Here is a 26,637-nt window from a genome sequence, read left to right as displayed (position 1 = left end):
CGACACAAAAACACCTCAAGCGGCCTCGTTGTCAGTGCGACTGCGTAGGGTGCTGAGAACACCGCGCACGGATGGTTGCGGGGCAAGCCGAGAGGGGACAGCGCGTGACGGTCAATATGACCAAGGGCCAGGCCATCAGCCTGCAGAAGAGCGACGGGGGAACCCTGACCGCGGTGCGGATGGGGCTCGGCTGGCAGGCGGCACCGCGCCGCGGCCTGTTCGGTTCGCGCACGCGGGAGATCGACCTCGATGCGTCGGCGGTGCTGTTCGCCGACAAGCAGCCGGTCGACGTGGTCTTCTTCCGTCACCTCGTCAGTGACGACGGATCGGTCAAGCACACCGGGGACAACCTGGTCGGAGGCGCCGGTTCGGGAGGCGACGACGAGGCGATCCTCGTCGACCTCCAGCGCGTGCCGGTCCACATCGACCAGATCGTCTTCACGGTGAACTCCTTCACCGGCCAGACGTTCCAGGAGGTGCAGAACGCCTTCTGCCGCCTCGTCGACGAGACCAACGGGCAGGAGCTCGCCCGCTACACGCTGGACGGCGGCGGGCAGTACACCGCCCAGATCATGGCGAAGGTGCACCGTTCGGGGAACGGGTGGCAGATGACCGCCCTCGGCAACCCGGCCAACGGCCGTACCTTCCAGGACCTGATGCCGGCGATCCTGCCGCATCTGTAACGACCTGGGGCGGCAGGGGGCGGAGCTCCCGCTCCTTGTCCGCCCCGGGTTCGTGAGCACGGCCGGACCAGCCGGCCGACAGGGATACGCGCAGCTCCCGGAGGCAACGGCCGCCGGGAGCTGCACCACATGATGCCGCACGGCACCGGGCGACACCGCACAGCGCAGCAGCAACTCGTCGAGGGGACAGGGCAATGACGGCCGAGCTGGTCCGGGGGCAGAACCACACCTTGCCCCAGACCCGACTGGAGATCCGGGTATCGGCCGGCACGCCCGTCGTGGCAGGTGTCACGCTCGCCGACGAGAACGGCACCGTCCACGGCGCAGAGTGGGTCGCCCATCCCGGCGCGCCCCGGCTGCCCGGGCTCGAAGTGCCCCGTCAGGCCGCCGCCGGTCACCGGCTCGCCGCCGACCTCGACGCCGTGCCGGCCCAGGTGCACCGGATCACCGTGCTGCTGGCCCTGCCCACGGGCATCGGCGGCCCGGTCCGCTTCGGCGCGGTCGCCGCGCCCTTCGTCGCGGTCACCGGGCTCGACGGCGACGAGATCGCCACCTTCACCCTCACCGGGCTCGACACCGAATCGGCCGTCGCGGCCCTGGAGCTCTACCGCCGCCAGGGCGCCTGGAAGGTCCGCGCCGTCGGTCAGGGCTACGCGGGCGGCCTCGCCGCCATGCTCGCCGACCAGGGCCTGAACGGGGCGGCCGAGCTGGCCCACTCGATCCAGGACGCCGTCACCCGCGCGACGGCCCGCACGGTCGCACCGCCCCCGCCCCGTACCCCGGACGGTGATCGCGTCGGCCACTGCCCGCGCCCCGCACCGGCCCCGGACGTCCCCCCGGTGCCTGCCGCACCGCCCACGACCCCCGGGGCCGAGCCACTCACCCAGCCCGCTCCGCCGCCGGGCACCGCCGCCACGGGCGGCCCCGTCGACTACACCCACCCGCGCCGCCAGACCTCCGCACCCCCGCCGCCCCCTCCCACCGCGCCGCCCGCCGCGCCCGGCAGCCCCGCCCAGCCCGTCGCCGGGGACGCCACCGGCTGGTCCATGGAGGAGCGCCTCTACAACCAGATCTGGGGCATGTTCGAAGACCTGGCCCGCACCACCGCCGCGTACCGCAGCGCCGTCGAATTCGCCGAGTCCCGCATGGACCAGGAACTCGACCGGACGCTGTCCGACCCGCGCAACCGGATCGGTGGCGCCGGGGACCGGGCCCGTGAACAGGCCCGTGCCAAGCGCGACGAACTCACCTCCCGGGCGAAGGAGGCACTCGACCGCGACATCGCGCAGCTCACCGCCGAAGCCGCCGTGGTGGAACCCGCGCTCCCCACCGCGTACGCGGGATGGGACAACCCCGTCTGGCACGCCTACCGCGTCCCGATGGAGATCCCCATGGCACTGCGGATCGGCGACCTCCATCTGCCCGAGGCCACCGGTCTGCGCATCCCGCTGCTGGTACGGCTCCCGCTGGAGCGCGGCATCTGGGTCGACAGCGGCCGTACGGCGTCCGGGGCGGCGGCCCTGGCGGACACCGGGCAACTGCGCCGTCTGGCCGTGGAGAGCGCCGTCGCGCACGCGGCCCGGCTGCTGGCCGTGTACCCGGCCGACGAGTTCTCCGTGCACGTCATCGACCCCGCGGGCGCGGCGGCCGGACCGCTCGCCCCGCTGGTGCGGTCCGGGGCGCTCGTCGAGCCGCCCGCCGCAGGCCCCGGCGGGGTCACCTCGGTCCTCACCCGGCTCACCCGGCGCGTGGACCTGGTCCAGATGGCCATCCGCGCGGGTGCCGCCGACTCGCTGCCGCCGGACGTGGACACCGGCCAGCACCTGCTGATCGTCAACGACTTCCCCCACGGCTTCGACGACCGGGCCGTCACCCAGCTGCGCTACCTGGCCGACGAGGGGCCCTCGGTCGGCGTCCATCTGCTGATGGTCGCGGATCGCGAGGACGCCGCCGCCTACGGGCCGGTGCTCGACCCGCTGTGGCGCTCGCTGCTCCGGCTCACCCCGGTCGCCGACGACCACCTGGCCGACCCCTGGGTGGGTCACGCCTGGACGTACGAGCCGCTCAGGGTGCCGCCCGGCAGCCGGGTGCTCGACGACGTCCTGGCCCAGGTGGCCGCGGCCCGCCGTACCTGGCGCCGCTGAGCCGAGGCGCCCCGAGCGGCCTCTGACCACACCGCCCCACTCTCCTTCACACCGCCTCCGACCTGGTGTTTTGGTGATTCTTTAGCTATCTCTTTACCTCCCTTTGGTGTTTCCTGTACTGTTTCTTGGGCGGAGGGGAGTACTCCCACACGCGGCGTTCCCGTCAGTACGGACCCTGACCGGTCCCGGGGCGCCGGTCCTGGTGCGCATCGCGCGCCCGGGCGGAAGAGACCTCCGGCAGCGACGACGCTGAATCAGTAGCCGTAGTGAACTGCCGGAGGCGCAGTGGACGTTTCATGGACCCTCTGGGCGCTGACCATTCTCGGTCTGTCGGCCCTCATCGCCGTCGACTTCTTCATCGGGCGCAGGCCCCATGACGTGTCGACCAAAGAAGCCGGAATCTGGACGATCATCTGGATCACGCTGGCCGTGCTCTTCGGGCTCGGCCTGCTGGTCTTCGGCGACAGCCAGGCGTCGGGCGAGTTCTTCGCAGGCTTCATCACGGAGAAGTCGCTCAGCGTCGACAACCTGTTCGTCTTCGTCCTGATCATGGCGAAGTTCTCGGTCCCCTCCCATCTCCAGCAGCGCGTGCTGCTCGTCGGCGTGCTGATCGCGCTGGTGCTCCGAGCGGTCTTCATCGCCGCGGGTGCCGCGGTCATCGCCAATTTCTCGTGGGTCTTCTACATCTTCGGCGCGTTCCTGATCTACACCGCCTGGAAGCTCGTCCAAGAGGCGCGGGCCGACGAAGAAGGGGAGGAGTTCGAGGAGAACCGCCTGCTCAAGTCGATCGAGCGCCGCTTCGGGGTCGCCGACCGGTATCACGGCACCAAGCTCTTCATACGCGACAAGGGCAAGCGCGTCCTGACGCCGCTGATGGTCGTCATGCTCGCCATCGGCACCACCGATGTGCTGTTCGCCCTGGACTCCATCCCCGCGATCTTCGGCCTGACCCAGGACCCGTACATCGTGTTCACGGCGAACGCCTTCGCCCTGATGGGGCTGCGGCAGCTGTACTTCCTGATCGGCGGCCTGCTGAAGAAGCTGGTCCACCTCAGCTACGGGCTCTCGGTGATCCTCGGCTTCATCGGCGTGAAGCTGGTGCTGCACGCGCTGCACGAGTCCGGGGTGCACGTCCCCGAGATCTCGATACCGGTCTCGCTCGGCGTCATCTGCGGTGTCCTGGTGATCACCACGATCACCAGCCTGATCGCGGGCCGGAAGCGGAAGCGGGCCGAAGCGGCCGTGGAGGCGGGCGGGGCCGCGGACGAGAAGGCCGGCATCGACGCCTGACGCGGCTGTCGGCCGACGCGGTTGCCGTCGGCCGACAGCCGTGAGGGGCGCGCCCCCGTGCCCGTGCCGCTTGCGACGGGGACACGGGGGCGCGCCCCGGCCCGTGTCCGCCGGGAGGCGGGAGGGGCGGGGCGCTCCGGAATCACGTGCGTGTCCCGCGTGGACCCGATGGGCCCGGCACGGGCGAAGCGGCCGCGGGAGCGGCCGGGTGTCACCAGCCGCGTGCGTGCCACTCGGGCAGCCGCGGGCGTTCGACGCCGAGCATGGTGTCGAGACCGTGGCCCGGGTAGACCCAGGTCTCGTCGGGCAGTTGGTCGAAGAGCTTGGTCTCCACGTCGTGGATCAGGCTCGCGAACGCCTCGGGGTCCTTGCGGGTGTTGCCGACACCGCCGGGGAAGAGGCAGTCCCCGGTGAACAGGTGGGGGGCGCCGTGCGGGTCGTCGTAGACGAGCGCGATGGACCCCGGGGTGTGGCCGACGAGGTGACGGGCTGTCAGTTCCACCCTGCCCACCCGGATCGTGTCGTTGTCGTCCACCAGGACATCGGTCGGGACCGGGATGCCCTCGGCGTCGTACCTGCCGGCGAACGTACGCGCTCCGGTGGCGGCGACGACCTCGCCGAGCGCCTGCCAGTGGTCGGGGTGCCGGTGGGTGGTGACGACGGAGGCGATGCCGTCGTCACCGATGAGCCGCAGCAGCGTCCCGGCCTCGTCGGCCGCGTCGATGAGGAGCTGCTCGTCGGTGGCCCGGCAGCGCAGCAGATAGGCGTTGTTGTTCCCCGGCCCCACGGCGACCTTGGAGATCATCAGATCCGTCAACTCGTGTACGTCAGCACGACCGCCGACCTTGACCGCTCCGCTGTACGTCATGCGTTCCAGCCTATAGCGGAGGCAGTGCGGGGAGGAGCCCGCCGTCGACGGCCAGCGCCGATCCGTCGCGGCGTCCGCAGAGCCAGCCGAGCAGCTCGGGCGCGGTGCCGCGGACCACGACGGGGGCGCCCTCGGCGCCGCCGCCCGTGGACCAGGCACGGCCGTCGTCGGCGGTGATCCGCGTGGCCACGACCTCGGAGTGTCCGGCGAACCGTTCGGCGAGGAAGTCGATCTCCCGGGCGACGAACTCGTCCGGCAGGTCCTCCAGCTCGTAGCCGACGTCCAGGTCGACATGGTGCAGCTCGACCTCGCCGCGGCGGCGGAAGGGGATCCGGGAGGCCGAGTCCGTCACGCCGTTGCGCAGTGTGACGGTGCGGGACCAGTCGGCCGGGGCCGAGGCAGCGTCCGCGAAGCGGGCCGCGCTGTCGGCGAGGTCGGTCAGCTGCTCCGCCTTCGGCCGGGGCGCGCCGCGTTCGATGTCCCGGTCGCGGGTTTCGCTGTCTGCGTACATCGGGCGGCCCTGGAGAACATTTACGAGCGCGTCGGCGTTACGAGAGAGGTGCGCGACGACATGGCCGCGGCTCCAGCCCGGCAGGTGCGAGGGCTCGGCAAGCGCGGCGTCGTCCAATTTCCGGGTGGCGCTGAGCAGCCGATCGGTCGCTTCACGTACGGCGCGCAGGTCGTGCGCGTGATCAGTCATGGCGCCGAGCGTAGCCCGCCCACTCATTCGGGTGAAGGGAGCGACAGCCGTCCGTAAATCGAATGTGCGTGCTATACGCTCGGAGTCGAAAAGCTTCGTACACCGCTGTGGCGCCCCCCATACCCTGGGACAGGGGCTCAGTTCCCCCACTTCTCTCTAGAAAGGTGCGGACCGGCGTGGTCGACCGTCTCATCGTCCGTGGCGCTCGCGAGCACAATCTCAAGAACGTCTCCCTCGACCTTCCCCGCGACTCGCTCATCGTCTTCACCGGGCTTTCCGGGTCGGGCAAGTCGTCCCTCGCGTTCGACACGATCTTCGCCGAGGGCCAGCGGCGCTACGTGGAGTCCCTCTCCTCGTACGCCCGGCAGTTCCTCGGCCAGATGGACAAGCCGGACGTCGACTTCATCGAGGGCCTCTCGCCCGCCGTCTCCATCGACCAGAAGTCGACCTCGCGCAACCCGCGCTCGACGGTCGGCACCATCACCGAGGTGTACGACTACCTCCGGCTGCTGTTCGCCAGGATCGGCAAGCCGCACTGCCCCGAGTGCGGCCGGCCCATCGCGCGCCAGTCGCCGCAGGCCATCGTGGACAAGGTGCTGGGTCTCCCCGAAGGAAGCCGCTTCCAGGTGCTCTCGCCGCTGGTGCGCGAGCGCAAGGGCGAGTTCGTCGATCTCTTCGCCGATCTCCAGACCAAGGGTTACAGCAGGGCCCGCGTCGACGGCGAGACGATCCACCTCGCCGAGCCGCCCAAGCTGAAGAAGCAGGAGAAGCACACCATCGAGGTGGTCGTCGACCGCCTCACGGTGAAGGAGGGCGCCAAGCGGCGGCTGACCGACTCGGTCGAGACCGCGCTCGGGCTCTCCGGCGGCATGGTCGTGCTCGACTTCGTCGACCTCCCCGAGGACGACCCCGAGCGCGAGCGGATGTACTCCGAGCACCTCTACTGCCCGTACGACGACCTCTCCTTCGAGGAGCTGGAGCCGCGCTCCTTCTCGTTCAACTCGCCCTTCGGCGCCTGCCCCGACTGCACGGGCATCGGCACGCGGATGGAGGTAGACCCCGAGCTGGTCGTCCCCGACGAGGAGAGGTCGCTCGACGCCGGCGCCATCCACCCCTGGTCGCACGGCCACACCAAGGAGTACTTCGGCCGGCTGATCGGAGCCCTCGCCAAGGCCCTGGGCTTCCGCACGGACATTCCGTGGGCCGGGCTGCCGCAGCGTGCCAAGAAGGCACTCCTCTACGGTCACAAGATCCAGACCGAGGTCCGCTACCGCAACCGCTACGGACGCGAGCGCGCGTACACCACCCCCGCCTTCGAGGGCGCGGTGCAGTTCGTCAAGCGGCGTCACTCCGAGGCCGAGAGCGACTCCAGCCGGGAGCGCTTCGAGGGGTACATGCGCGAGGTGCCCTGCCCGACCTGTGAGGGCACCCGCCTCAAGCCGATCGTCCTCGCGGTGACGGTGATGGAGAAGTCCATCGCCGAGGTCTCCGCGATGTCGATCAGCGAGTGCGCGGAATTCCTCGGCCGGCTGACGCTGAACGCCCGGGACAAGAAGATCGCCGAGCGGGTGCTGAAGGAGGTCAACGAGCGGCTGCGGTTCCTGGTCGACGTGGGTCTCGACTACCTCTCGCTGAACCGTGCCGCGGGCACCCTGTCCGGCGGTGAGGCCCAGCGCATCCGGCTGGCCACCCAGATCGGCTCCGGCCTGGTCGGTGTGCTGTACGTGCTGGACGAGCCGTCCATCGGCCTGCACCAGCGGGACAACCACCGCCTCATCGAGACCCTCGTCCGGCTCCGCGACATGGGCAACACGCTCATCGTCGTCGAGCACGACGAGGACACCATCAAGGTCGCCGACTGGGTCGTCGACATCGGCCCCGGCGCCGGTGAGCACGGCGGGAAGGTGGTCCACTCCGGATCGCTGAAGGAACTGCTGGGCAACGGCGAGTCGATCACCGGCCAGTATCTGAACGGCACGAAGGCGATCACGACGCCCGACTTCCGGCGCCCCGTCGACCCGTCCCGCAGCCTCACGGTGCACGGTGCCCGGGAGAACAACCTCCAGGACATCGACGTCTCCTTCCCGCTCGGTGTGCTCACGGCCGTCACGGGCGTCTCGGGGTCCGGGAAGTCGACGCTGGTCAACGACATCCTCTACACCCACCTGGCGCGCGAGCTGAACGGTGCCAAGTCGGTGCCGGGACGGCACACCCGGGTCGACGGCGACGACCAGGTCGACAAGGTGGTGCACGTCGACCAGTCGCCCATCGGACGTACGCCCCGGTCCAACCCGGCCACGTACACCGGTGTCTTCGACCACATCCGCAAGCTGTTCGCGGAGACGATGGAGGCGAAGGTGCGCGGCTACCTGCCGGGCCGCTTCTCCTTCAACGTCAAGGGCGGCCGCTGCGAGAACTGCTCCGGCGACGGCACGATCAAGATCGAGATGAACTTCCTGCCGGACGTCTACGTCCCGTGCGAGGTCTGCCACGGTGCGCGGTACAACCGCGAGACCCTGGAGGTCCACTACAAGGGCAAGTCCATCGCCGAGGTGCTGGACATGCCGATCGAGGAGGGCCTGGAGTTCTTCGAGGCCGTCCCGACCATCGCCCGGCACCTCCGTACGCTCAACGAGGTCGGCCTGGGATACGTACGGCTCGGCCAGTCCGCGCCGACCCTCTCCGGCGGTGAGGCCCAGCGGGTGAAGCTGGCGAGCGAGCTGCAGAAGCGCTCCACCGGCCGCACCGTCTACGTGCTGGACGAGCCGACCACGGGCCTGCACTTCGAGGACATCAGCAAGCTCATCAAGGTGCTGTCCGGGCTGGTCGACAAGGGCAACTCGGTGATCGTGATCGAGCACAACCTCGATGTGATCAAGACCGCGGACTGGGTCGTCGACATGGGCCCCGAGGGCGGCAACGGCGGTGGCCAGGTGGTCGCCGAGGGGACACCGGAGCAGGTCGCCGGAGTTCCGGCGAGCCACACCGGCAAGTTCCTCCAGGACATCCTGGACCCGGACCGGGTGAGCGAGGCAGCGGTTCCCGCGGCCCGCAAGCCGATGCGGAAGGTCGCCGCCAAGAAGGCGGTCGCCGCGAAGGCGACCCCGGCCAGGAAGACGGCCACGGCCAGGACGAGCGCGGGGCAGGCCGCCAAGTCCACCACGGCCAGGACGGCCAAGACGACCGCGGCGAAGAAGCCCGCGGTGAAGAAGGCGACCGGCGCGCGCAAGTCCTGACGACCGCGTCCCTGGCCGGCGGCCTCCGACGAAGGGGGCTGTCGGCCTCGTCGCTGTAGCGGGACTTCCCGGGCCGGCCTCGTCGCTGTCGCGGGCCCGCCGCCGTCGCCGGATCCACGGGCCGCTCCCGGCGTCGTCCCCGGTCCCGTCGGCACAGCGCAAGCCGTACCGATCCGGGCCCGAATGTGCCCCTGACCAGCGGGAACCGGTCTCGGGTGGCCCGCGCGTCGGCCGCTCGGCCCTCGCCGGTATCGTCGGTTCCGTCACCGATGGCGCCGATGCCCGTGTACCTCCGGTACTCCCGTGTCCCCGTCGCCGGGCGACCTCCGTACCTTCCACCCCTCCGACCAGTGGAGACCGCATGCCCGGCCAGCCCGCCGCCCGCCGTACCGTGCTGAAGGGCGCCGCTCTCGTCGGCGTCGCCGGGCTGGGAGCGGCCGCCTGCTCGACCGAATCGGTGCTCGGCCACGCCGGGCCGCCCACGCCCACCGCCCCCGTCGGCCTCGGCGCGCCGGAGGAGATCCCGGTCGGCGCGTCCAAGCTCTACCGCGAGCAGCGGGTCGTCGTCAGCTGTCCGGCGAAGGGGCAGTACAAGGCGTTCAGCGCCCAGTGCACCCACGGGGGCTGCGTGCTGGACAAGGTCGAGGACAACGTGGGCAGCTGCCCCTGTCACGGCAGCCACTTCGACACGACGACCGGCACGGCGACGAAGGGACCGGCGACCGCGCCGCTGCCCGAGGTGCCGGTCAGGATCGAGGGCGGCAAGCTCGTCGCCGGCCCCAAGGCCTGAGACCCGCCACGACCGCCCCCGGGACCGGGCGTCCCCGCCACGGCGGCGACCGGCCATCCGCGTCGCCCGTGCCGGCGATCCGCCCGGTCCCGCCGCTCCGCCCGGCGCCGACCCGTCCCGGGCCGCGCCGGGCGAAGGGGCGCGTCCGGACAGGCCGCACTGTCACTGCCCGCAAGTAGGGTGGGACACATGGCAGACCCCTCCAGCTACCGACCCAAGCCGGGACAGATCCCCGACTCCCCGGGGGTCTACAGATTCCGCGACGAGCACCGCCGGGTGATCTACGTCGGCAAGGCCAAGAACCTGCGCCAGCGTCTGGCCAACTACTTCCAGGACCTGGCCTCCCTCCACCCGCGTACGCGCACGATGGTCACCACGGCCGCGTCGGTGGAATGGACGATCGTCTCCACGGAGGTCGAGGCGCTCCAGCTGGAGTACTCCTGGATCAAGGAGTTCGACCCCCGGTTCAACGTCAAGTACCGCGACGACAAGAGCTATCCCTACCTCGCGGTCACGCTCAACGAGGAGTTCCCGCGCGTCCAGGTCATGCGCGGTGCCAAGAAGAAGGGCGTGCGCTACTTCGGCCCCTACGGGCACGCCTGGGCGATCCGCGAGACGGTCGACCTGATGCTCCGGGTCTTCCCGGTGCGCACCTGCTCCGCCGGGGTCTTCAAGAACGCGGCCAGGACCGGCCGCCCGTGCCTCCTCGGCTACATCGGCAAGTGCTCGGCCCCCTGCGTCGGCCGGGTCACCCCCGAGGAACACCGCGAACTGGCCGAGGACTTCTGCGACTTCATGGCCGGTCGCACCGGCACGTACATCCGCCGCCTGGAGAAGGACATGATGGCGGCGGCCGAGGAGATGGAGTACGAGCGGGCGGCCAGGCTCCGCGACGACGTGGAAGCCCTCAAGCGGGCCATGGAGAAGAGCGCCGTCGTCCTCGCCGACGCCACCGACGCCGACCTGATCGCCGTCGCCGAGGACGAGCTGGAAGCCGCCGTCCAGATCTTCCACGTGCGCGGCGGCCGGGTGCGCGGGCAGCGCGGCTGGGTCACCGACAAGGTCGAGAACGTCGACACCTCGGGTCTGGTCGAGCACGCCCTGCAACAGCTGTACGGCGAGGAGACGGGCGACGCCGTCCCCAAGGAGGTCCTCGTCCCGGCCCTGCCCGAGGACCCGGACGCGGTCTCCCAGTGGCTCGCCGGCCGCCGGGGCTCCCAGGTGAGCCTGCGCATCCCGCAGCGCGGCGACAAGAAGGACCTGATGGCGACGGTCCAGCGCAACGCCCAGCAGGCCCTGGCGCTGCACAAGACGAAACGTGCCTCCGACCTGACGACCCGCTCCCGCGCGCTGGAGGAGATCGCCGAGGCGCTCGGTCTCGACACCGCCCCGCTCCGTATCGAGTGCTACGACATCTCGCACCTCCAGGGCGACGACGTGGTCGCCTCCATGGTCGTCTTCGAGGACGGGCTGGCCCGCAAGAGCGAATACCGACGCTTCCAGATCAAGGGCTTCGAGGGTCAGGACGACGTCCGGTCGATGCACGAGGTGATCGGTCGCCGTTTCAAGCGGTACCTCCAGGAGAAGGAGCGGACGGGGGAGTGGGGGGAGACGACCGACCCGACGGACTCCACCGCGTTCCCGGACGGCCTCGCCGCGAAGGACCCCGTCGCTCCTTCCCCGGACGGACTTCCGACCGCGTCCGGACCCGTCGGTCCCGCCCCGGACGCCGAGACCGGTCCGGGGAGCGAGCCCCGTGAGGACGACGGCCGTCCCAAGCGGTTCGCCTATCCGCCCCAGCTCGTCGTGGTCGACGGCGGGCAGCCCCAGGTCGCGGCGGCGAAACGGGCCCTCGACGAACTGGGCATCGACGACATCGCCGTGTGCGGCCTCGCCAAGCGGCTCGAAGAGGTCTGGCTGCCGGACGACGACGACCCCGTCGTCCTGCCCCGGTCGAGCGAGGGGCTCTATCTCCTCCAGCGCGTGCGCGACGAGGCCCACCGGTTCGCGATCACGTACCAGCGCACCAAGCGGGCCAAACGCATCCGCTCCGGTCCCCTCGACGCCGTCGCCGGACTCGGCGAGACCCGGAAACAGGCGTTGATCAAGCATTTCGGCTCAGTGAAGAAGCTGAGGCAGGCGACAATCGACGAGATCTGCGCGGTCCCGGGCATAGGCCGCCGGACGGCGGAGTCCGTGGCCGTCGCCCTGGCCACGGCGGCCCCGGCCGCGCCCGCCGTGAACACGGCGACCGGAGAGATCATCGAAGAGGACGACGGGGGCAGCACGACATGACTGAGCACGAACACGAGAATCAGCACAAGACCGGTCACGAGTACCGGGTCGAGCACGGCGGCACCGACCGAACAGACGGAGCAGGACACGTGAGTACGGGCACCACGATCGACAACGGCGACGGGGCCATCCCCGAGTTGGTGATCATCTCCGGGATGTCGGGCGCAGGCCGCAGCACCGCGGCCAAGTGCCTGGAGGACCTCGGCTGGTTCGTCGTCGACAACCTGCCGCCCGCCCTGATCCCCACCATGGTCGAGCTCGGCGCCCGATCGCAGGGCAACGTGGCGCGCATCGCCGTCGTCGTCGACGTGCGAGGCCGCCGCTTCTTCGACAACCTCCGCGAGTCCCTCGCCGACCTGGAGGCCAAGCACGTCACGCGGCGGATCGTTTTCCTGGAGTCCTCCGACGACGCCCTGGTCCGCCGCTTCGAGTCGGTCCGGCGCCCGCATCCCCTCCAGGGCGACGGCCGGATCGTCGACGGCATCGCCGCCGAGCGCGACCTGCTGCGCGAGCTGCGCGGCGACGCCGACCTGGTGATCGACACCTCCAGCCTCAACGTGCACGAGCTGCGCGCCAAGATGGACGCCCAGTTCGCCGGTGAGGAGGAGCCGGAGCTGCGCGCCACGGTGATGTCCTTCGGCTTCAAGTACGGCCTGCCGGTCGACGCCGACCTGGTGGTCGACTGCCGCTTCCTGCCCAACCCGCACTGGGTCCCCGAGCTGCGCCCGTTCACCGGACTCAACGAGGAGGTCTCCGCCTACGTCTTCGACCAGCCCGGCGCCAAGGAGTTCCTCAACCAGTACACGGAACTGCTCCATCTCGTCGCCGCCGGATACCGTCGCGAGGGCAAGCGCTACGTGACGATCGCCGTCGGCTGCACGGGCGGCAAGCACCGCTCGGTCGCCATGTCCGAGAAGCTCGCGGCCAGGCTCGCGACCGAAGGGATCGAGACCGTTCTGGTGCACCGGGACATGGGGCGCGAGTGACCAGCCGCAACCAGCGCCTGCGCCGACTGCGCAGAGCCACCTCCGCGCTGTCCGGCCGCAAACGCGGTACGCAGCCCAAGGTCGTCGCCCTCGGCGGCGGCCACGGGCTGTCCGCCTCGCTGGCGGCGCTCCGCCGGATCACCGGCGACCTCACGGCGGTGGTCACCGTCGCCGACGACGGCGGCTCCAGCGGCCGGCTCCGTGAGGAGCTGGGCGTGCTGCCGCCGGGTGATCTGCGCAAGGCGCTGGCCGCCCTGTGCGGCGACGACGACTGGGGCCAGACGTGGGCCCGGGTCATCCAGCACCGCTTCCAGTCCAAGGGCGACCTGCACGAGCACGCCGTCGGCAATCTGCTGATCGTCGCCCTGTGGGAGCAGCTCGGCGATCACGTCCAGGCCCTGGACCTGGTCGGCAGGCTCCTCGGCGCGCACGGCAGGGTGCTGCCCATGTCCGCCGTGCCGCTGGAGCTCCAGGCGCTCGTACGCGGACACGACCCGGCCCGCCCGGACGACGTGGACACGGTGCGCGGCCAGGCGACGGTGGCGTTGACCCCGGGCGAGGTGCAGTCCGTCCATGTCGTCCCGAACGACCCGCCGGCCGTCCCCGAGGCCGTCGCCGCGGTCCTGGACGCCGACTGGGTGGTGCTCGGCCCGGGGTCCTGGTTCTCGTCCGTGATCCCGCACCTGCTCGTCCCGGAACTGCTCGAAGCACTGGTCGAGACCAGGGCCCGCAAGGTCCTCTCGCTCAATCTCGCTCCGCAACCCGGCGAAACTGATGGCTTCTCCCCGCAGCGTCATTTGGAGGTTTTGGGACGACACGCCCCTAAACTCGCCATGGACGTGGTGCTGGCCGACGAAGCCGCCGTGCCCGATCGTGAGTCCCTCGTCGATGCCGCCAAGCGGCTCGGCGCCGCGGTCGAGCTGGCGCCGGTGGCCTCACCCGACGGCGTTCCGATCCATGATCCGGAGCTGTTGGCCGCCGCGTACGACCGTATTTTTCGGATGCATGGAAGGATCGGCCCATGGCGATGACGCCGGCGGTGAAGGACGAAGTCTCCCGGCTTCCGGTGACCCGGACCTGCTGCAGGAAGGCGGAGGTCTCGGCGATTCTTCGGTTCGCGGGCGGGCTCCACCTGGTGAGCGGCCGGATCGTGATCGAGGCGGAGCTGGACACCTCGATGGCGGCGCGCCGGCTGAAGCGGGACATCCTGGAAATCTTCGGGCACAGCTCGGAGCTGATCGTGATGGCCCCCGGCGGACTGCGGCGCGGCTCCCGCTACGTCGTACGCGTGGTGGCGGGCGGCGACCAGCTGGCCCGCCAGACGGGCCTGGTGGACGGCCGCGGCCGTCCCATCCGCGGCCTGCCCCCGCAGGTGGTCTCGGGGGCCACCTGCGACGCCGAGGCCGCCTGGCGCGGTGCCTTCCTGGCGCACGGCTCGCTCACCGAACCCGGCCGCTCCTCCTCCCTGGAAGTGACATGTCCGGGTCCGGAGGCCGCGCTCGCCCTGGTCGGTGCGGCGCGCAGGCTCTCCATCGCGGCGAAGGCCCGCGAGGTCCGGGGGGTGGACCGGGTCGTCGTCCGCGACGGCGACGCGATCGGCGCCCTGCTCACCCGGCTCGGCGCCCACGACTCGGTGCTGGCCTGGGAGGAGCGGCGGATGCGTCGCGAGGTCCGCGCCACCGCCAACCGGCTCGCCAACTTCGACGACGCCAACCTGCGCCGCTCCGCGCGGGCCGCGGTCGCCGCGGGCGCCCGGGTCGGGCGCGCGCTGGAGATCCTGGGCGAGGACGTGCCCGAGCACCTCGCCGCGGCCGGCCGGCTGCGCATGGAGCACAAGCAGGCGTCCCTGGAGGAGCTGGGCGCGCTCGCCGATCCGCCGCTCACCAAGGACGCGGTCGCGGGCCGGATCCGCCGGCTGCTGGCGATGGCCGACAAGAGGGCGCAGGACCTGGGGATCCCGGGTACCGAGTCCACTCTCAGTGACGAGCTCGCCGACGGTCTCGTGGGATGACCTGACAATCGCTTGGTGAGGTGAGCCGAAAGGCGAGAAACCGGCTGAATGCGGAACAGGCAACACACGTACGTGTATTGACGCTCCGTGACACCCACCCGATGAGCGGCCATGTCTCCGGAGGCCCGTACCCCTACCGTGGAGTACGGGCCTCCGCGGTTTCGTCCGGACCCGTTCGATGTCACTCCCCGCCCCTCGGAGAGGTAGGGTCGGAGGCGGTCGGGGACATCCGTATACAACTCGCCGATTCCTAGGAATCGGCGTACCTGACGAGGAGATCGGTTTCGTGACGATCCGCGTAGGCATCAACGGCTTCGGTCGCATCGGTCGTAACTACTTCCGCGCGCTGCTGGAGCAGGGGGCGGACATCGAGATCGTGGCTGTCAACGACCTGGGTGACACTGCGACCACGGCTCACCTTCTGAAGTACGACACCATCCTGGGTCGTCTGGAGGCCGAGGTCAGCCACACCGCCGACAGCATCACCGTCGGCGACCACACCATCAAGGTCCTCTCCGAGCGCAACCCGGAGCTCATCCCCTGGGGCGAGCTGGGCGTCGACATCGTCGTCGAATCGACCGGCATCTTCACCAAGAAGGCGGACGCCGAGAAGCACCTCGCCGGCGGCGCCAAGAAGGTCCTCATCTCGGCTCCGGCCAAGAACGAGGACATCACGATCGTGATGGGTGTCAACGAGGACACCTACGACGCGGCCAACCACCACGTCATCTCCAACGCTTCCTGCACCACCAACTGCGTCGCGCCGATGGCGAAGGTCCTGGACGAGAACTTCGGCATCGTCAAGGGCCTGATGACGACGGTCCACGCGTACACCAACGACCAGCGCATCCTGGACTTCCCGCACTCGGACCTGCGCCGTGCCCGTGCAGCCGCGCAGAACATCATCCCGACGACCACCGGTGCCGCCAAGGCCACCGCCCTGGTGCTCCCTCAGCTCAAGGGCAAGCTCGACGGTCTCGCGATGCGGGTTCCCGTACCGGACGGCTCGGTCACCGACCTCGTGGTCACGCTGGAGCGCGAGGTCACCCGCGACGAGGTCAACGCCGCCTTCCAGAAGGCGTCCGAGGAAGGCCCGCTCAAGGGCAAGCTGTTCTACACCGAGGACCCGATCGTTTCCTCGGACATCGTCTCGACCCCGGCGTCCTGCACCTTCGACTCCCTGCTGACCATGGCGGAGGGCTCGCAGGTGAAGATCATCGGTTGGTACGACAATGAGTGGGGTTACTCGAACCGCCTCGTCGACCTGACCGTCTTCGTCGGCAGCCGTCTCTGACCGTCCGGTCGGCAGGCACCTCGATGTGAGTACGGGGCTCGAACGGCGCACTGGCGCGCCGTTCGGGCCCCGTCGCATGTTCTCTCGTCCTCCAAGGAGTCCAGCAGGAATGAAGACGATCGACGAACTCCTCGCCGAAGGGGTCACCGGCAGGCGCGTATTCGTCCGCGCCGACCTCAACGTGCCGCTGAGCGGCACCACCATCACCGACGACGGACGCATCCGCGCCGTCGCGCCGACCGTGGAGAAGCTCGCCGCGGCAGGTGCGCGGGTCGTCGTCGCCTCGCACCTGGGCCGCCCCAAGGGCGCTCCCGACCCGGCGTTCTCCCTGGCGCCCGCCGCCGCCCGGCTCGGCGAGATCATCGGGGCCGACGTGGCCTTCGCGACCGACACGGTCGGCGAGTCCGCGCGCGCCACGGTCGCCGGGCTCGCCGACGGCCGGGTCGCCGTCCTGGAGAACCTCCGCTTCAACCCCGGTGAGACGTCCAAGGACGACGCCGAGCGCGGCGAGTTCGCCGACCGGCTCGCCGAGCTCGCCGACGTGTACGTGGGCGACGGTTTCGGTGCGGTGCACCGCAAGCACGCCTCGGTCTTCGACCTCCCCGCCCGCCTCCCGCACGCCGCCGGCGACCTGATCGCCACCGAGGTCGGCGTCCTGAAGAAGCTCACCGAGAACGTCGAGCGTCCGTACGCCGTCGTGCTCGGCGGCTCCAAGGTCTCCGACAAGCTCGGAGTGATCGACCACCTGCTGGAGCGCGCCGACCGCATCCTCATCGGCGGCGGCATGGCGTACACCTTCCTCAAGGCCAAGGGCCACGAGGTCGGCAGCTCCCTCCTCCAGGAGGAGCAGATCCCGGTGGTGCTGGAGTACCTGAAGCGTGCCGAGGACAAGGGCGTGGAGTTCGTGCTCCCCGTCGACGTGGTCGTCTCCGAGCGGTTCCCCGACCTCGGGGCCAAGGCCCCGACCGAGCACCGCACGGTGCCCGCGGACGCCATCCCGGCCGGTTTCATGGGCCTCGACAACGGTCCCGAGACCAACCGGCTGTACGCCTCGAAGCTCGCCGACGCGGCCACCGTCTTCTGGAACGGCCCCATGGGTGTCTTCGAGCACCCCGACTACGCCGAGGGCACCAGGGCCGTGGCCCAGGCCCTCGCCGACTCCCCGGGCTTCACCGTGGTGGGCGGCGGCGACTCCGCCGCGGCCGTCCGCACCCTGGGCTTCGACGACAACGCATTCGGACACATCTCGACCGGTGGTGGCGCCAGCCTCGAATACCTCGAGGGCAAGACGCTTCCCGGCCTCGCCGCTCTGGAGGACTGAACTTTCATGACCACCCGCACCCCGCTGATGGCGGGCAACTGGAAGATGAACCTCAACCACCTGGAGGCCATCGCCCACGTCCAGAAGCTCGCCTTCGCCCTGGCCGACAAGGACTACGAAGCCGTCGAGGTCGCCGTCCTGGCGCCCTTCACCGACCTGCGCTCCGTACAGACCCTGGTCGACGGCGACAAGCTGCGGATCAAGTACGGCGCCCAGGACATCTCGGCGCACGACTCCGGCGCGTACACCGGTGAGATCTCCGGACCGATGCTCGCCAAGCTGAAGTGCACCTACGTCGCCGTCGGGCACAGCGAGCGCCGCCAGTACCACGGCGAGACCGACGAGCTCTGCAACGCCAAGGTGAAGGCCGCCTACAAGCACGGCCTGACCCCGATCCTCTGCGTCGGCGAGGAACTGCCCGTCCGCGAGGCGGGCAACCACGTCCCGCACACCCTCGCCCAGGTCGACGGCGGGCTGAAGGACCTGCCCGCCGAGCAGGCCGAGTCGATCGTGATCGCGTACGAGCCGGTCTGGGCGATCGGCACCGGCAAGGTGTGCGGCGCCGACGACGCGCAGGAGGTCTGCGCGGCGATCCGCGGGCGCCTCGCCGAGCTGTACTCCCAGGACCTGGCCGACAAGGTCCGCATCCAGTACGGCGGCTCCGTGAAGTCCGGGAACGTCGCCGAGATCATGGAGAAGCCCGACGTGGACGGCGCCCTGGTCGGAGGTGCCTCGCTCGACACCGACGAGTTCGTCAAGATCGTCCGCTTCCGCGACCAGTGAGTATGCGGTAGCGCGGATCCGTCGTACCCTTGCGGGGGCCGGGAAGGGCTCAGCCTCCCGGCCCCCGTTGCTCGCACATGCAGTCCAGAGGACTCCGGAAAGTAGGGACCAGCCGTGATTTTGGGGTTCGAGATCGCCCTGATCGTCTTCAGCCTGCTGCTGATGCTGCTGGTGCTGATGCACAAGGGGAAGGGCGGCGGCCTCTCCGACATGTTCGGTGGCGGCATGCAGTCGTCCGTGGGCGGCTCCTCGGTCGCGGAGCGCAACCTCGACCGGATCACGGTGGTCGTGGGCCTGCTCTGGTTCGCGTGCATCGTCGTGCTCGGTCTGCTGATCAAGCTGGACTGACGCGTCGTGAGCGAATCCCGGTGAGGGTGTAACTCCTTTCACTGGACGCGCGTTGGGCCTTACGTAGACTGGGGCATCTTCGAGCACCATCACGCAGGGGAGTTACGACCGTGGCAAGTGGCAACGCGATCCGGGGGAGCCGGGTCGGGGCGGGGCCGATGGGGGAGGCCGAGCGGGGCGAGTCCGCGCCGCGTCTCCGCATCTCCTTCTGGTGCTCGAACGGGCACGAGACGCAGCCGAGCTTCGCCAGTGACGCGCAGGTACCCGAGACGTGGGACTGCCCGCGCTGTGGTTTCCCGGCCGGCCAGGACCGGGACTGCCCGCCCGACCCGCCGCGCACCGAGCCGTACAAGACGCACCTCGCGTACGTGCGCGAGCGGCGCAGTGACGCGGACGGCGAAGCCATCCTCGCCGAGGCCCTGGCGAAACTCCGGGGCGAGATCTGAAAACCACCGGCCGGGTACCCATGAGGGGCCCGGCCGGAGTGCATCCACCGGTGCCGCACTTCGCCGTTGCCTCGTCGGCCCCTTCGATCAATTAAGTTGGGGACTCGGCGGGGCATCTGCAATCACGAGAAGAAGTGGGCCGACAACCGGGATGAACACACCGAACCGAACCAGTCTCAACCGGACCCCCGAATGGGCGGCTCTGGGCAAGCACCGTGAGCAGCTCGGGGAAGCGCGTCTGCGGCAGCTCTTCGCCGACGATCCGGAACGCGGCGCCCGCTACACCCTCCAGGTCGGCGACCTGTACATCGACTACTCCAAGCACCTGGTCGACGACACGGCGCTGCGTCTTCTGCGCGACCTCGCCGCCGCCACCGGAGTGGCGCAGCTGAGGGACGCGATGTTCCGCGGCGAGAAGATCAACACCACCGAGGACCGCGCCGTCCTGCACACGGCGCTGCGCGCCCCGCGCGACGCGGTGATCGAGGTCGACGGCGAGAACGTGGTGCCGGGCGTGCACGCGGTGCTCGACAAGATGGCGGCGTTCTCCGACCGCGTCCGGTCGGGTGAGTGGACCGGCCACACCGGCAAGCGCATCAGGAACGTCGTCAACGTCGGCATCGGCGGTTCCGACCTCGGCCCCGCCATGGCCTACGAGGCGCTGCGCTCCTTCGCCGACCGCTCGCTCACCGTCCGTTTCGTGTCCAACGTGGACGGCGCCGACCTCCACGAGGCGGTGCGCGACCTCGACCCCGCCGAGACGCTGTTCGTCATCGCGTCGAAGACCTTCACCACGATCGAGACGATCACCAACGCGACCTCCGCCCGCAACTGGCTGCTGACCGGCCTGAACGCCGGTCAGGAAGCGGTCGCCAAGCACTTCGTGGCGCTGTCCACCAACGCCGGCGAGGTCGCGGACTTCGGCATCGACACCGCCAACATGTTCGAGTTCTGGGACTGGGTCGGCGGTCGCTACTCGTACGATTCCGCCATCGGCCTCTCCCTGATGATCGCGATCGGCCCGGAGCGGTTCCGCGAGATGCTCGACGGCTTCCACCTCGTCGACGAGCACTTCCGCACCGCCCCCGCCGAGGCCAACGCCCCTTTGCTGATGGGCCTGTTGGGCGTCTGGTACGGGGCCTTCTTCGACGCCCAGTCGCATGCCGTGCTGCCGTACAGCCACTATCTGTCCAAGTTCACCGCGTACTTGCAGCAGCTGGACATGGAGTCCAACGGCAAGTCCGTGGACCGGGACGGCCGCCCCGTCGAGTGGCAGACCGGACCGGTCGTCTGGGGCACCCCCGGCACCAACGGACAGCACGCCTACTACCAGCTGATCCACCAGGGCACCAAGGTCATCCCGGCGGACTTCATCGGCTTCGCCGAGCCGGTCGAGGACCTGCTGCCCGGTCTGGTCGCCCAGCACGATCTGCTGATGGCCAACTTCTTCGCACAGACCCAGGCGCTGGCCTTCGGCAAGACGCCGGACGAGGTCCGTGCCGAGGGCGTCGCCGAGGAACTCGTGCCGCACAGGACCTTCAAGGGCAACCACCCGACGACGACGATCCTCGCCGACCGGCTGACCCCGTCCGTCCTCGGCCAGCTCATCGCGCTCTACGAGCACAAGGTCTTCGTCCAGGGAGCCGTCTGGAACATCGACTCCTTCGACCAGTGGGGCGTCGAACTCGGCAAGGTCCTCGCCAAGCGGATCGAGCCGGTGCTGACCGACGGCAGTGGTGGCGAGGGGCTGGACAGCTCCACCGCGGCCCTCGTCGGGGCGTACCGCGCCCGCAGGGGGCGTTGAGCCGGTGAGTGCGAGGGAGCGGACGGTGCGGCTGAGGCCGCCGAACAACACCCTGGATCCGAGGGCGGTCGACTGGTGGCGCGCCCAGTGGCTGCTGCTGACCGCGCTACCGGTGGTGGTCCTCGTCGTACTGGGTGTGTTCATCGAGCCCGCCAGGTTCTGGCTGCTGCTGCCCGCCGCGGTTCTCGCGGTGCTCGGTGCCGGCTGCGCCGTCCTCTTCCCGCTCTGGTGGTTCCGTACCCACCGCTGGGAGGTCACCGACGAAGCCGTCTACGTCAGGACGGGCCTCCTGTGGCAGGAGTGGCGGATCGCCCCGATGTCCCGCATCCAGACCGTGGACACCGTGCGCGGACCGCTCGAACAGCTCTACCGGCTCGCCACCGTCACCGTGACCACCGCCTCGTCCAAGGGCGCGGTACGGATCGCGGGGCTGGGTCACGAGTCGGCGGCCGAGCTGGCCGAACGCCTGACCAGGATCACCCAGGACACCCCCGGGGACGCCACATGAGCACGGAGGCGACCGTTCCGCCGCCCGGAGCGGGCGAGGACGGCGTCGACACCGATGCCACCGGCGCGGTGACGGCGACCGGCGACGGCATCGCCTGGCGGCGGCTGGACCGGCGCACGGTCCTCGTCAGCGCGTTGCTCACGGCCGGTGTCGCGGTCGGCGCGTCCGTGCCCGTCACGCTCGGGCTCTCCGGGCGGTTCGGGCTCGGGGCGGCGGTGGCCCTCGTGGTGGCCGGTGCGCTCGCGCTGGTCGGCTGCGCCGCGGCGGGCGACTACGTGCGGTGGCGTCGCACCCGTTACCGCGTCGGTGCCCAGCGGGTCGAGCTGCACACGGGGCTGCTCATGGTCAAGAAGCGCTCGCTGGCCCGTGAGCGCGTCCGCAGCGTCGATCTCACCGCCCATCCGCTGCAACGGGTCCTCGGCCTGGTCACCGTCCGCATCGGTACCGGCGAGCACTCCGGAAACGACTCCACCCTGGAACTCGACCCGGTCGCACGGGCCGAGGGCGAACGGCTCCGCCGCGAACTGCTGGAGCGCGCGGACACGGGCGCCCCGGGCACTCATGGCGAGGGCGAGCTCGCCGTCCTGGACCCGCGCTGGATCCGCTACGCGCCGGTGTCGTTCGTCGCCCCGGCGCTCGGCGGCGCGGCGGCCGGTGCGGTGATGCAGGTCAGCGACTGGTTCGGGGCGCAGGGCAAGGTCATCGGCTGGGTCGGTGACCGGTTCCGGGACACCGCGCTGCCGGCCGTGATCGGGGTCGTCGCCCTCGTCGTGCTGGCCGCCGGTGTCGTCGGCGCGCTCGGTCTGTGGATCGAGATGTGGTGGAACTACCGGCTGGAGCGCGAACCGGGCGGCACCCTGCGCATCCGGCGCGGGCTGCTGACCTCACGTTCCGTCTCCATCGAGGAACGCCGACTGCGCGGTGTCGATCTCGTCGAACCGCTCGGCGTCCGGCTGTTCGGTGCCGCCCGGGTCGACGCGATCACCACCGGACTCGCCAAGGACGACGAGGAGCGGCACCGAGACCAGGACACCCTGCTGCCCGTCGCGCCCCGGCCCGTGGCCGACGCGGTGGCCGCCGACGTCCTGCGCGAGTCCGTCTCCCCGACCGGTGCCGCGCTGACCCCCCACCCCACGGCGGCGCGGGGACGGCGGCTGCGCCGGGCCCTGTGGGCCGTCGCCGTGCCCGTGCTCGTCCTGGTCGTGCTGGGGCTGCTGCTGACCCCCGTCCTGCTGTGGGCGGCGCTCGTCTGCGCGGTCGTGGGGCTGCCGCTCGGGCTGTTCCTGGCCCGGGACGCCTACCGGGGCCTGGGGCACGTGCTCAGCGGCGACTACCTGGTGGTCCGGTCCGGCACGCTCAGGCGTTCCACCGCCGCGCTGGAGCGGGCCGGGGTCATCGGCTGGACGGTCCGGCAGACGTACTTCCAGCGGCGGTCCGGGGTGATCGGCATCACCGCGACCACGGCCGCCGGGGCGGGCGCGTACACGGCCTACGACGCCGACGAGAGCGAGGGCCTGGACTTCGCCTTCCGGGCCGTCCCGGGCCTGCTGGAGCCCTTCCTGGAGCGCACCCCGCCCACCGGCTGAGACCGCGAGGACGGCTCCTCTGCCGGTACGGGCCGAGGCCGCGAGGACGGTGTGCCCGGCGCGGCCCCGCTTCCGGTACGCCCTGGGCATGGCCGCCTCCCGGAACGCCCGCGGGCCCGGTCGCTCCGAGGAGCGGACCGGGCCCGCGGGCGTCGGTGCCGGGACCGATCAGGACGAGGCCGGCGGATACAGGGCGCGCGGCAGCCGCGAGGCCGCCGCCGCGTCCAGCAGCCACAGCGTTCGGGCGCGTCCGTACGCACCGGCCGCCGGGGACTGGATCTCCCCGGCGCCCGAGAGCGCGATCTCCGCGGCCTCCGCCTTGTCCTCGCCCGCGGCGAGCAGCCACACCTCGCGCGCGGCCCGGATCGCGGGCAGCGTCAGCGAGACACGGGTGGGCGGCGGCTTGGGTGCGCCGTGCACACCGACGACGGTGCGCTCGGTCTCCCGTACCGCGGGCAGCTCCGGGAAGAGCGACGCGACATGCGTGTCCGGGCCGACGCCCAGCATCAGCACGTCGAACGTCGGCACCGGCCCGTGGTCCTCCGGACCGGCCGCGGCGGCCAGCTCGGCGGCGTACGCGGCCGCCGCCGTGTCGGCGTCGTTGCCCCAGGGGCCGTCCGACGCGGGCATGGCGTGCACCCGCGACGGGTCCAGCGGCACCGTGTCCAGCAGTGCCTCACGGGCCTGCGTGACATTGCGCTCCGGGTCGCCCTCCGGCAGGAACCGCTCGTCGCCCCACCACAGGTCGAGCCGCGACCAGTCGATCGCGTCCCGGGCGGGCGCGGCGGCGAGGGCGGCCAGCAGGCCGTTGCCGTTGCGCCCGCCGGTGAGGACCACCGAGGCGTGACCGCGCGCGGCCTGGGCGTCCACCACCTTCGTGATCAGCCGGGCCGCGGCGGCCTGTGCCATCAGCTCCTTGTCGCGGTGCACGACGAGTTGAGGGGCACTCACTTCGACGCCGCCTTCTTGGCCGGGGACTTGGCCGTGGCCTTCTTCGCGGCGGGCGGGGCGGGGGCGGCCCCGGCGGGCTCCGGGTCGGCCGGCTTCGGATCGGCGGGCTTCGAGCCCTCCGCCTTCGGCCGTGCCGGTCCGCCGAGCCTGTCCACGCCGAACTTCACCGTCGCCTCATAGGTGTTGTCCGGGTCCAGACGCCGCAGCTCCTCGGCGAGCAGTTCGGCGGTGTCCCGCCGCTTGAGCGCCACCGCGCGGTCCGGCTGGCCCTCCATCGAGAGCGTGGCCATCGAACCGTCCGGCCGGTCCAGGACGATGACACCGCTCCTGGTCTCCATCCGCACGGCCGTCAGGCCGGGACCGTCGGACTGGGTGCGCTCGACGGGGACGCCGAGCCGGTCCGCCAGCCACATGGCGAGCAGCTCGCAGCTCGGGTTCTCCGACTCGCCCTCGACCGTCGCCGAGACGATCTCGGCGTGCTGCTGGTCGAGCGCGGCGGCCAGCATCGAGCGCCACGGCGTGACGCGGGTCCAGGCCAGGTCGGTGTCGCCGGGGGCGTACGACCGGGCGCGCAGGGTGATCTCGTCGCAGGGGTGCTCCGCCGAGTAGGCGTCCGTGATCCGGCGCTGCGCGAGCGCGCCCAGCGGGTCCTTCGCCGGCTCGGCGGGCGCGTCCTGCGGCCACCAGACCACGACCGGGGCGTCCGGCAGCAGCAGCGGCAGGACGACCGACTGGGCGTGGTTGGCCAGCTCGCCGTGGAGGCGCAGCACGACCGTCTCGCCGGTGCCCGCGTCGGAGCCGACCCGCACCTCGGCGTCGAGCCGGGCGTCGCGGCGGCTGCGCGGCGAGCGGCTGAGCCGCTTGATCACCGCGATGATCCGCGAGGGGTGCTCGCGCGAGGCGTCACCGGCCGACTTGAGGGCGTCGTACGCGTTCTCCTCGTCGGTGACGATGACCAGGGTCAGCACCATGCCGATGGCCGGGGTGCCGATGGCACGCCGGGCCGACACCAGCGCCTGGTTGATCTTGCTGGAGGTGGTCTCCGTGAGGTCGATCTTCATGGCCGGCGCCAGCTCCGTCCGTCTCGTGCGAGCATCTCGTCCGCCTCGGCCGGGCCCCACGTGCCCGCCGGGTACTGCGCGGGCTTGCCGTGCTCGGCCCAGTACTCCTCGATCGGGTCGAGGATGTTCCAGGAGAGCTCGACCTCCTGGTGCCGCGGGAAGAGGTTGGCGTCGCCGAGCAGCACGTCGAGGATGAGCCGCTCGTACGCCTCCGGACTCGACTCGGTGAAGGACTCGCCGTACGCGAAGTCCATCGTGACGTCCCGGACCTCCATCGAGGTGCCGGGCACCTTGGAGCCGAACCGGACGGTCACGCCCTCGTCCGGCTGGACCCGGATGACCAGCGCGTTGCCGCCCAGCTCCTCCGTCGCGCCGGACTCGAACGGCAGATACGGAGCGCGCTTGAAGACGACCGCGATCTCCGTGACCCGGCGGCCGAGCCGCTTTCCGGTACGGAGGTAGAACGGCACGCCCGCCCAGCGGCGGTTGTTGATCGTCAGCTTGATCGCGGCGAAGGTGTCGGTCGTCGACCCGGGGTCGATGCCGTCCTCCTCCAGATAGCCGGGGACCTCCTCGCCGCCCTGCCAGGCGTGCACGTACTGGCCGCGCACCGTGTGCTTGCCCAGGTCCTCCGGCAGTTCCACGGCCGCGAGCACCTTGAGCTTCTCGGCGACCAGGGCCTTGGGGTGGAAGGAGCCGGGCTCCTCCATCGCGGTCAGCGCCAGCAGCTGGAGCAGGTGGTTCTGGATGACGTCACGGGCGGCACCGATGCCGTCGTAGTAACCGGCCCGGCCGCCGATGCCGATGTCCTCGGCCATCGTGATCTGGACGTGGTCGACGTACGACCTGTTCCAGATCGGCTCGAACATCGTGTTGGCGAACCGCAGCGCCAGGATGTTCTGGACCGTCTCCTTGCCGAGGTAGTGGTCGATCCTGAAGACCTCGTTGGGCGGGAAGACGTCGTGCACGATCCGGTTGAGCTCCTGCGCGCTCTGCAGGTCGTGTCCGAAGGGCTTCTCGATGACGGCACGCCGCCAGGAGCCCTCCTTCTGGTCGGCCAGCCCGTGCTTCTTGAGCTGCTGGACGACCTTGGGGAAGAACTTCGGGGGCACGGACAGGTAGAAGGCGAAATTGCCGCCCGTGCCCTGTGCCTCGTCGAGCTCCTGGATCGTCGCCTTCAGCGTCTCGAACGCCTCGTCGTCGTCGAAGTTGCCCTGGACGAAGCGCATCCCCTGGATGAGCTGCTGCCAGACCTCCTCGCGGAACGGGGTGCGAGCGTGCTGCTTGACGGCGTCGTGGACCTCCTGTGCGAAGTCCTCGTCCTGCCACTCCCGGCGCGCGAAACCGACGAGCGAGAAGCCCGGCGGCAGCAGGCCGCGGTTGGCCAGGTCGTAGACGGCGGGCATCAGCTTCTTGCGGGACAAATCACCCGTGACGCCAAAGATCACCAGGCCCGACGGCCCCGCGATGCGCGGGAGCCGTCGATCCTGGGGGTCACGAAGCGGATTGGCTCCGGGAACACCAGACAAGGC

Annotated in this window: 22 protein-coding genes; 17 read left to right on the top strand and 5 right to left on the bottom strand. The window is 70.7% G+C overall.

From position 1 onward, the window contains the following. Window positions 1-104: 104 nt before the first annotated feature. From AB0E67_RS06540 to AB0E67_RS06530, 3 genes are all read left to right on the top strand, one after another. The gene (locus AB0E67_RS06540; protein ID WP_073788639.1) at window positions 105-683 is read left to right on the top strand and encodes a TerD family protein; all 579 of its coding nucleotides are present in this window, start codon (window positions 105-107) and stop codon (window positions 681-683) included. Window positions 684-877: 194 nt separating this feature from the next. Beyond that, window positions 878-2,827 (top strand): TerD family protein, encoded by a 1,950-nt coding sequence (locus AB0E67_RS06535; protein WP_362021830.1) that lies wholly within the window; start codon window positions 878-880, stop codon window positions 2,825-2,827. A gap of 285 nt (window positions 2,828-3,112) precedes the next feature. After that, entirely contained in the window at window positions 3,113-4,117 is a 1,005-nt protein-coding gene (locus AB0E67_RS06530; RefSeq protein WP_362021827.1) for a TerC family protein, read from the top strand. A 211-nt stretch (window positions 4,118-4,328) separates the two neighbouring features. Here the strand turns inward: AB0E67_RS06530 and AB0E67_RS06525 are convergent, their stop codons facing one another. Then, entirely contained in the window at window positions 4,329-4,985 is a 657-nt protein-coding gene (locus tag AB0E67_RS06525; RefSeq protein ID WP_362021824.1) for an MBL fold metallo-hydrolase, read from the bottom strand. 10 nt (window positions 4,986-4,995) lie between these two features. Continuing rightward, the gene (locus tag AB0E67_RS06520; RefSeq protein WP_362021821.1) at window positions 4,996-5,685 is read right to left on the bottom strand and encodes a maleylpyruvate isomerase family mycothiol-dependent enzyme; all 690 of its coding nucleotides are present in this window, start codon (window positions 5,683-5,685) and stop codon (window positions 4,996-4,998) included. A 176-nt stretch (window positions 5,686-5,861) separates the two neighbouring features. Here AB0E67_RS06520 and uvrA point away from each other — a divergent pair, with 176 nt between their 5' ends. From uvrA to AB0E67_RS06450, 14 genes are all read left to right on the top strand, one after another. Then, a complete protein-coding gene (gene uvrA / locus AB0E67_RS06515; RefSeq protein ID WP_362021818.1) occupies window positions 5,862-8,921 on the top strand; it encodes an excinuclease ABC subunit UvrA in 3,060 nt (1,019 codons plus the stop codon). A gap of 361 nt (window positions 8,922-9,282) precedes the next feature. Continuing rightward, complete coding sequence (locus AB0E67_RS06510; RefSeq protein ID WP_362021815.1) at window positions 9,283-9,711, top strand: Rieske (2Fe-2S) protein; 429 nt, start codon at window positions 9,283-9,285, stop codon at window positions 9,709-9,711. Window positions 9,712-9,900: 189 nt separating this feature from the next. Continuing rightward, entirely contained in the window at window positions 9,901-12,006 is a 2,106-nt protein-coding gene (gene uvrC, locus AB0E67_RS06505; protein ID WP_362021812.1) for an excinuclease ABC subunit UvrC, read from the top strand. Continuing rightward, the gene (gene rapZ / locus AB0E67_RS06500; RefSeq protein WP_073788624.1) at window positions 12,003-12,992 is read left to right on the top strand and encodes an RNase adapter RapZ; all 990 of its coding nucleotides are present in this window, start codon (window positions 12,003-12,005) and stop codon (window positions 12,990-12,992) included. Before uvrC ends, rapZ begins: the two co-directional genes overlap by 4 nt. After that, on the top strand, window positions 12,989-14,023 hold the full coding sequence (gene yvcK / locus AB0E67_RS06495) for a uridine diphosphate-N-acetylglucosamine-binding protein YvcK (protein WP_073788622.1): 1,035 nt from the start codon (window positions 12,989-12,991) through the stop codon (window positions 14,021-14,023). Before rapZ ends, yvcK begins: the two co-directional genes overlap by 4 nt. Next, on the top strand, window positions 14,014-15,003 hold the full coding sequence (gene whiA / locus AB0E67_RS06490) for a DNA-binding protein WhiA (protein ID WP_073788620.1): 990 nt from the start codon (window positions 14,014-14,016) through the stop codon (window positions 15,001-15,003). Before yvcK ends, whiA begins: the two co-directional genes overlap by 10 nt. A 286-nt stretch (window positions 15,004-15,289) precedes the next feature. Next, a complete protein-coding gene (gene gap / locus AB0E67_RS06485; RefSeq protein WP_362021808.1) occupies window positions 15,290-16,297 on the top strand; it encodes a type I glyceraldehyde-3-phosphate dehydrogenase in 1,008 nt (335 codons plus the stop codon). Between the two features lie 109 nt (window positions 16,298-16,406). Next, window positions 16,407-17,618, top strand: a complete 1,212-nt coding sequence (locus AB0E67_RS06480; protein WP_362021805.1) for a phosphoglycerate kinase — start codon at window positions 16,407-16,409, stop codon at window positions 17,616-17,618. A gap of 6 nt (window positions 17,619-17,624) precedes the next feature. Then, a complete protein-coding gene (gene tpiA, locus AB0E67_RS06475; RefSeq protein ID WP_362021803.1) occupies window positions 17,625-18,401 on the top strand; it encodes a triose-phosphate isomerase in 777 nt (258 codons plus the stop codon). A gap of 114 nt (window positions 18,402-18,515) precedes the next feature. Beyond that, complete coding sequence (gene secG / locus AB0E67_RS06470) at window positions 18,516-18,749, top strand: preprotein translocase subunit SecG (protein ID WP_335935959.1); 234 nt, start codon at window positions 18,516-18,518, stop codon at window positions 18,747-18,749. 158 nt (window positions 18,750-18,907) lie between these two features. After that, a complete protein-coding gene (locus AB0E67_RS06465; protein ID WP_242434136.1) occupies window positions 18,908-19,195 on the top strand; it encodes an RNA polymerase-binding protein RbpA in 288 nt (95 codons plus the stop codon). A gap of 151 nt (window positions 19,196-19,346) precedes the next feature. Continuing rightward, the gene (gene pgi / locus AB0E67_RS06460) at window positions 19,347-20,999 is read left to right on the top strand and encodes a glucose-6-phosphate isomerase (protein WP_362021801.1); all 1,653 of its coding nucleotides are present in this window, start codon (window positions 19,347-19,349) and stop codon (window positions 20,997-20,999) included. A gap of 4 nt (window positions 21,000-21,003) precedes the next feature. Next, window positions 21,004-21,507, top strand: a complete 504-nt coding sequence (locus AB0E67_RS06455; protein ID WP_362021798.1) for a PH domain-containing protein — start codon at window positions 21,004-21,006, stop codon at window positions 21,505-21,507. Further along, window positions 21,504-23,093: a PH domain-containing protein gene (locus tag AB0E67_RS06450; protein ID WP_362021795.1), complete on the top strand. Its 1,590-nt coding sequence runs from the start codon at window positions 21,504-21,506 to the stop codon at window positions 23,091-23,093. The genes AB0E67_RS06455 and AB0E67_RS06450 overlap by 4 nt, the downstream gene beginning before the upstream one ends. Window positions 23,094-23,261: 168 nt before the next feature. Here the strand turns inward: AB0E67_RS06450 and pgl are convergent, their stop codons facing one another. Genes pgl through zwf form a run of 3 tightly spaced genes read right to left on the bottom strand, consistent with a single transcriptional unit; the run spans window position 23,262 to window position 26,634 of the window. Beyond that, the gene (gene pgl / locus AB0E67_RS06445; protein ID WP_362021792.1) at window positions 23,262-24,044 is read right to left on the bottom strand and encodes a 6-phosphogluconolactonase; all 783 of its coding nucleotides are present in this window, start codon (window positions 24,042-24,044) and stop codon (window positions 23,262-23,264) included. Next, entirely contained in the window at window positions 24,041-25,105 is a 1,065-nt protein-coding gene (gene opcA / locus AB0E67_RS06440) for a glucose-6-phosphate dehydrogenase assembly protein OpcA (RefSeq protein WP_362021790.1), read from the bottom strand. Before opcA ends, pgl begins: the two co-directional genes overlap by 4 nt. Then, window positions 25,102-26,634 (bottom strand): glucose-6-phosphate dehydrogenase, encoded by a 1,533-nt coding sequence (gene zwf, locus AB0E67_RS06435; protein WP_362021787.1) that lies wholly within the window; start codon window positions 26,632-26,634, stop codon window positions 25,102-25,104. The genes opcA and zwf overlap by 4 nt, the downstream gene beginning before the upstream one ends. Window positions 26,635-26,637 lie beyond the last annotated feature (3 nt).

The sequence above is a fragment of the Streptomyces sp. NPDC032161 genome (genome assembly GCF_040636995.1).
Lineage (GTDB): Bacteria > Actinomycetota > Actinomycetes > Streptomycetales > Streptomycetaceae > Streptomyces.
Note: the sequence above shows the minus strand (reverse complement) of the source record. Positions and strands in the feature narration are given on the sequence as shown.

Coding starts and splice junctions, on each gene's coding strand:
- pgi (WP_362021801.1), top strand. CDS start 19,347: ATGAACACACCGAACCGAACCAGTCTCAACCGGACCCCCGAATGGGCG.
- AB0E67_RS06535 (WP_362021830.1), top strand. CDS start 878: ATGACGGCCGAGCTGGTCCGGGGGCAGAACCACACCTTGCCCCAGACC.
- AB0E67_RS06520 (WP_362021821.1), bottom strand. CDS start 5,685: ATGACTGATCACGCGCACGACCTGCGCGCCGTACGTGAAGCGACCGAT.
- AB0E67_RS06450 (WP_362021795.1), top strand. CDS start 21,504: ATGAGCACGGAGGCGACCGTTCCGCCGCCCGGAGCGGGCGAGGACGGC.
- AB0E67_RS06525 (WP_362021824.1), bottom strand. CDS start 4,985: ATGACGTACAGCGGAGCGGTCAAGGTCGGCGGTCGTGCTGACGTACAC.
- AB0E67_RS06510 (WP_362021815.1), top strand. CDS start 9,283: ATGCCCGGCCAGCCCGCCGCCCGCCGTACCGTGCTGAAGGGCGCCGCT.
- AB0E67_RS06465 (WP_242434136.1), top strand. CDS start 18,908: ATGGGGGAGGCCGAGCGGGGCGAGTCCGCGCCGCGTCTCCGCATCTCC.
- opcA (WP_362021790.1), bottom strand. CDS start 25,105: ATGAAGATCGACCTCACGGAGACCACCTCCAGCAAGATCAACCAGGCG.
- tpiA (WP_362021803.1), top strand. CDS start 17,625: ATGACCACCCGCACCCCGCTGATGGCGGGCAACTGGAAGATGAACCTC.
- whiA (WP_073788620.1), top strand. CDS start 14,014: ATGGCGATGACGCCGGCGGTGAAGGACGAAGTCTCCCGGCTTCCGGTG.
- uvrC (WP_362021812.1), top strand. CDS start 9,901: ATGGCAGACCCCTCCAGCTACCGACCCAAGCCGGGACAGATCCCCGAC.
- rapZ (WP_073788624.1), top strand. CDS start 12,003: ATGACTGAGCACGAACACGAGAATCAGCACAAGACCGGTCACGAGTAC.
- AB0E67_RS06480 (WP_362021805.1), top strand. CDS start 16,407: ATGAAGACGATCGACGAACTCCTCGCCGAAGGGGTCACCGGCAGGCGC.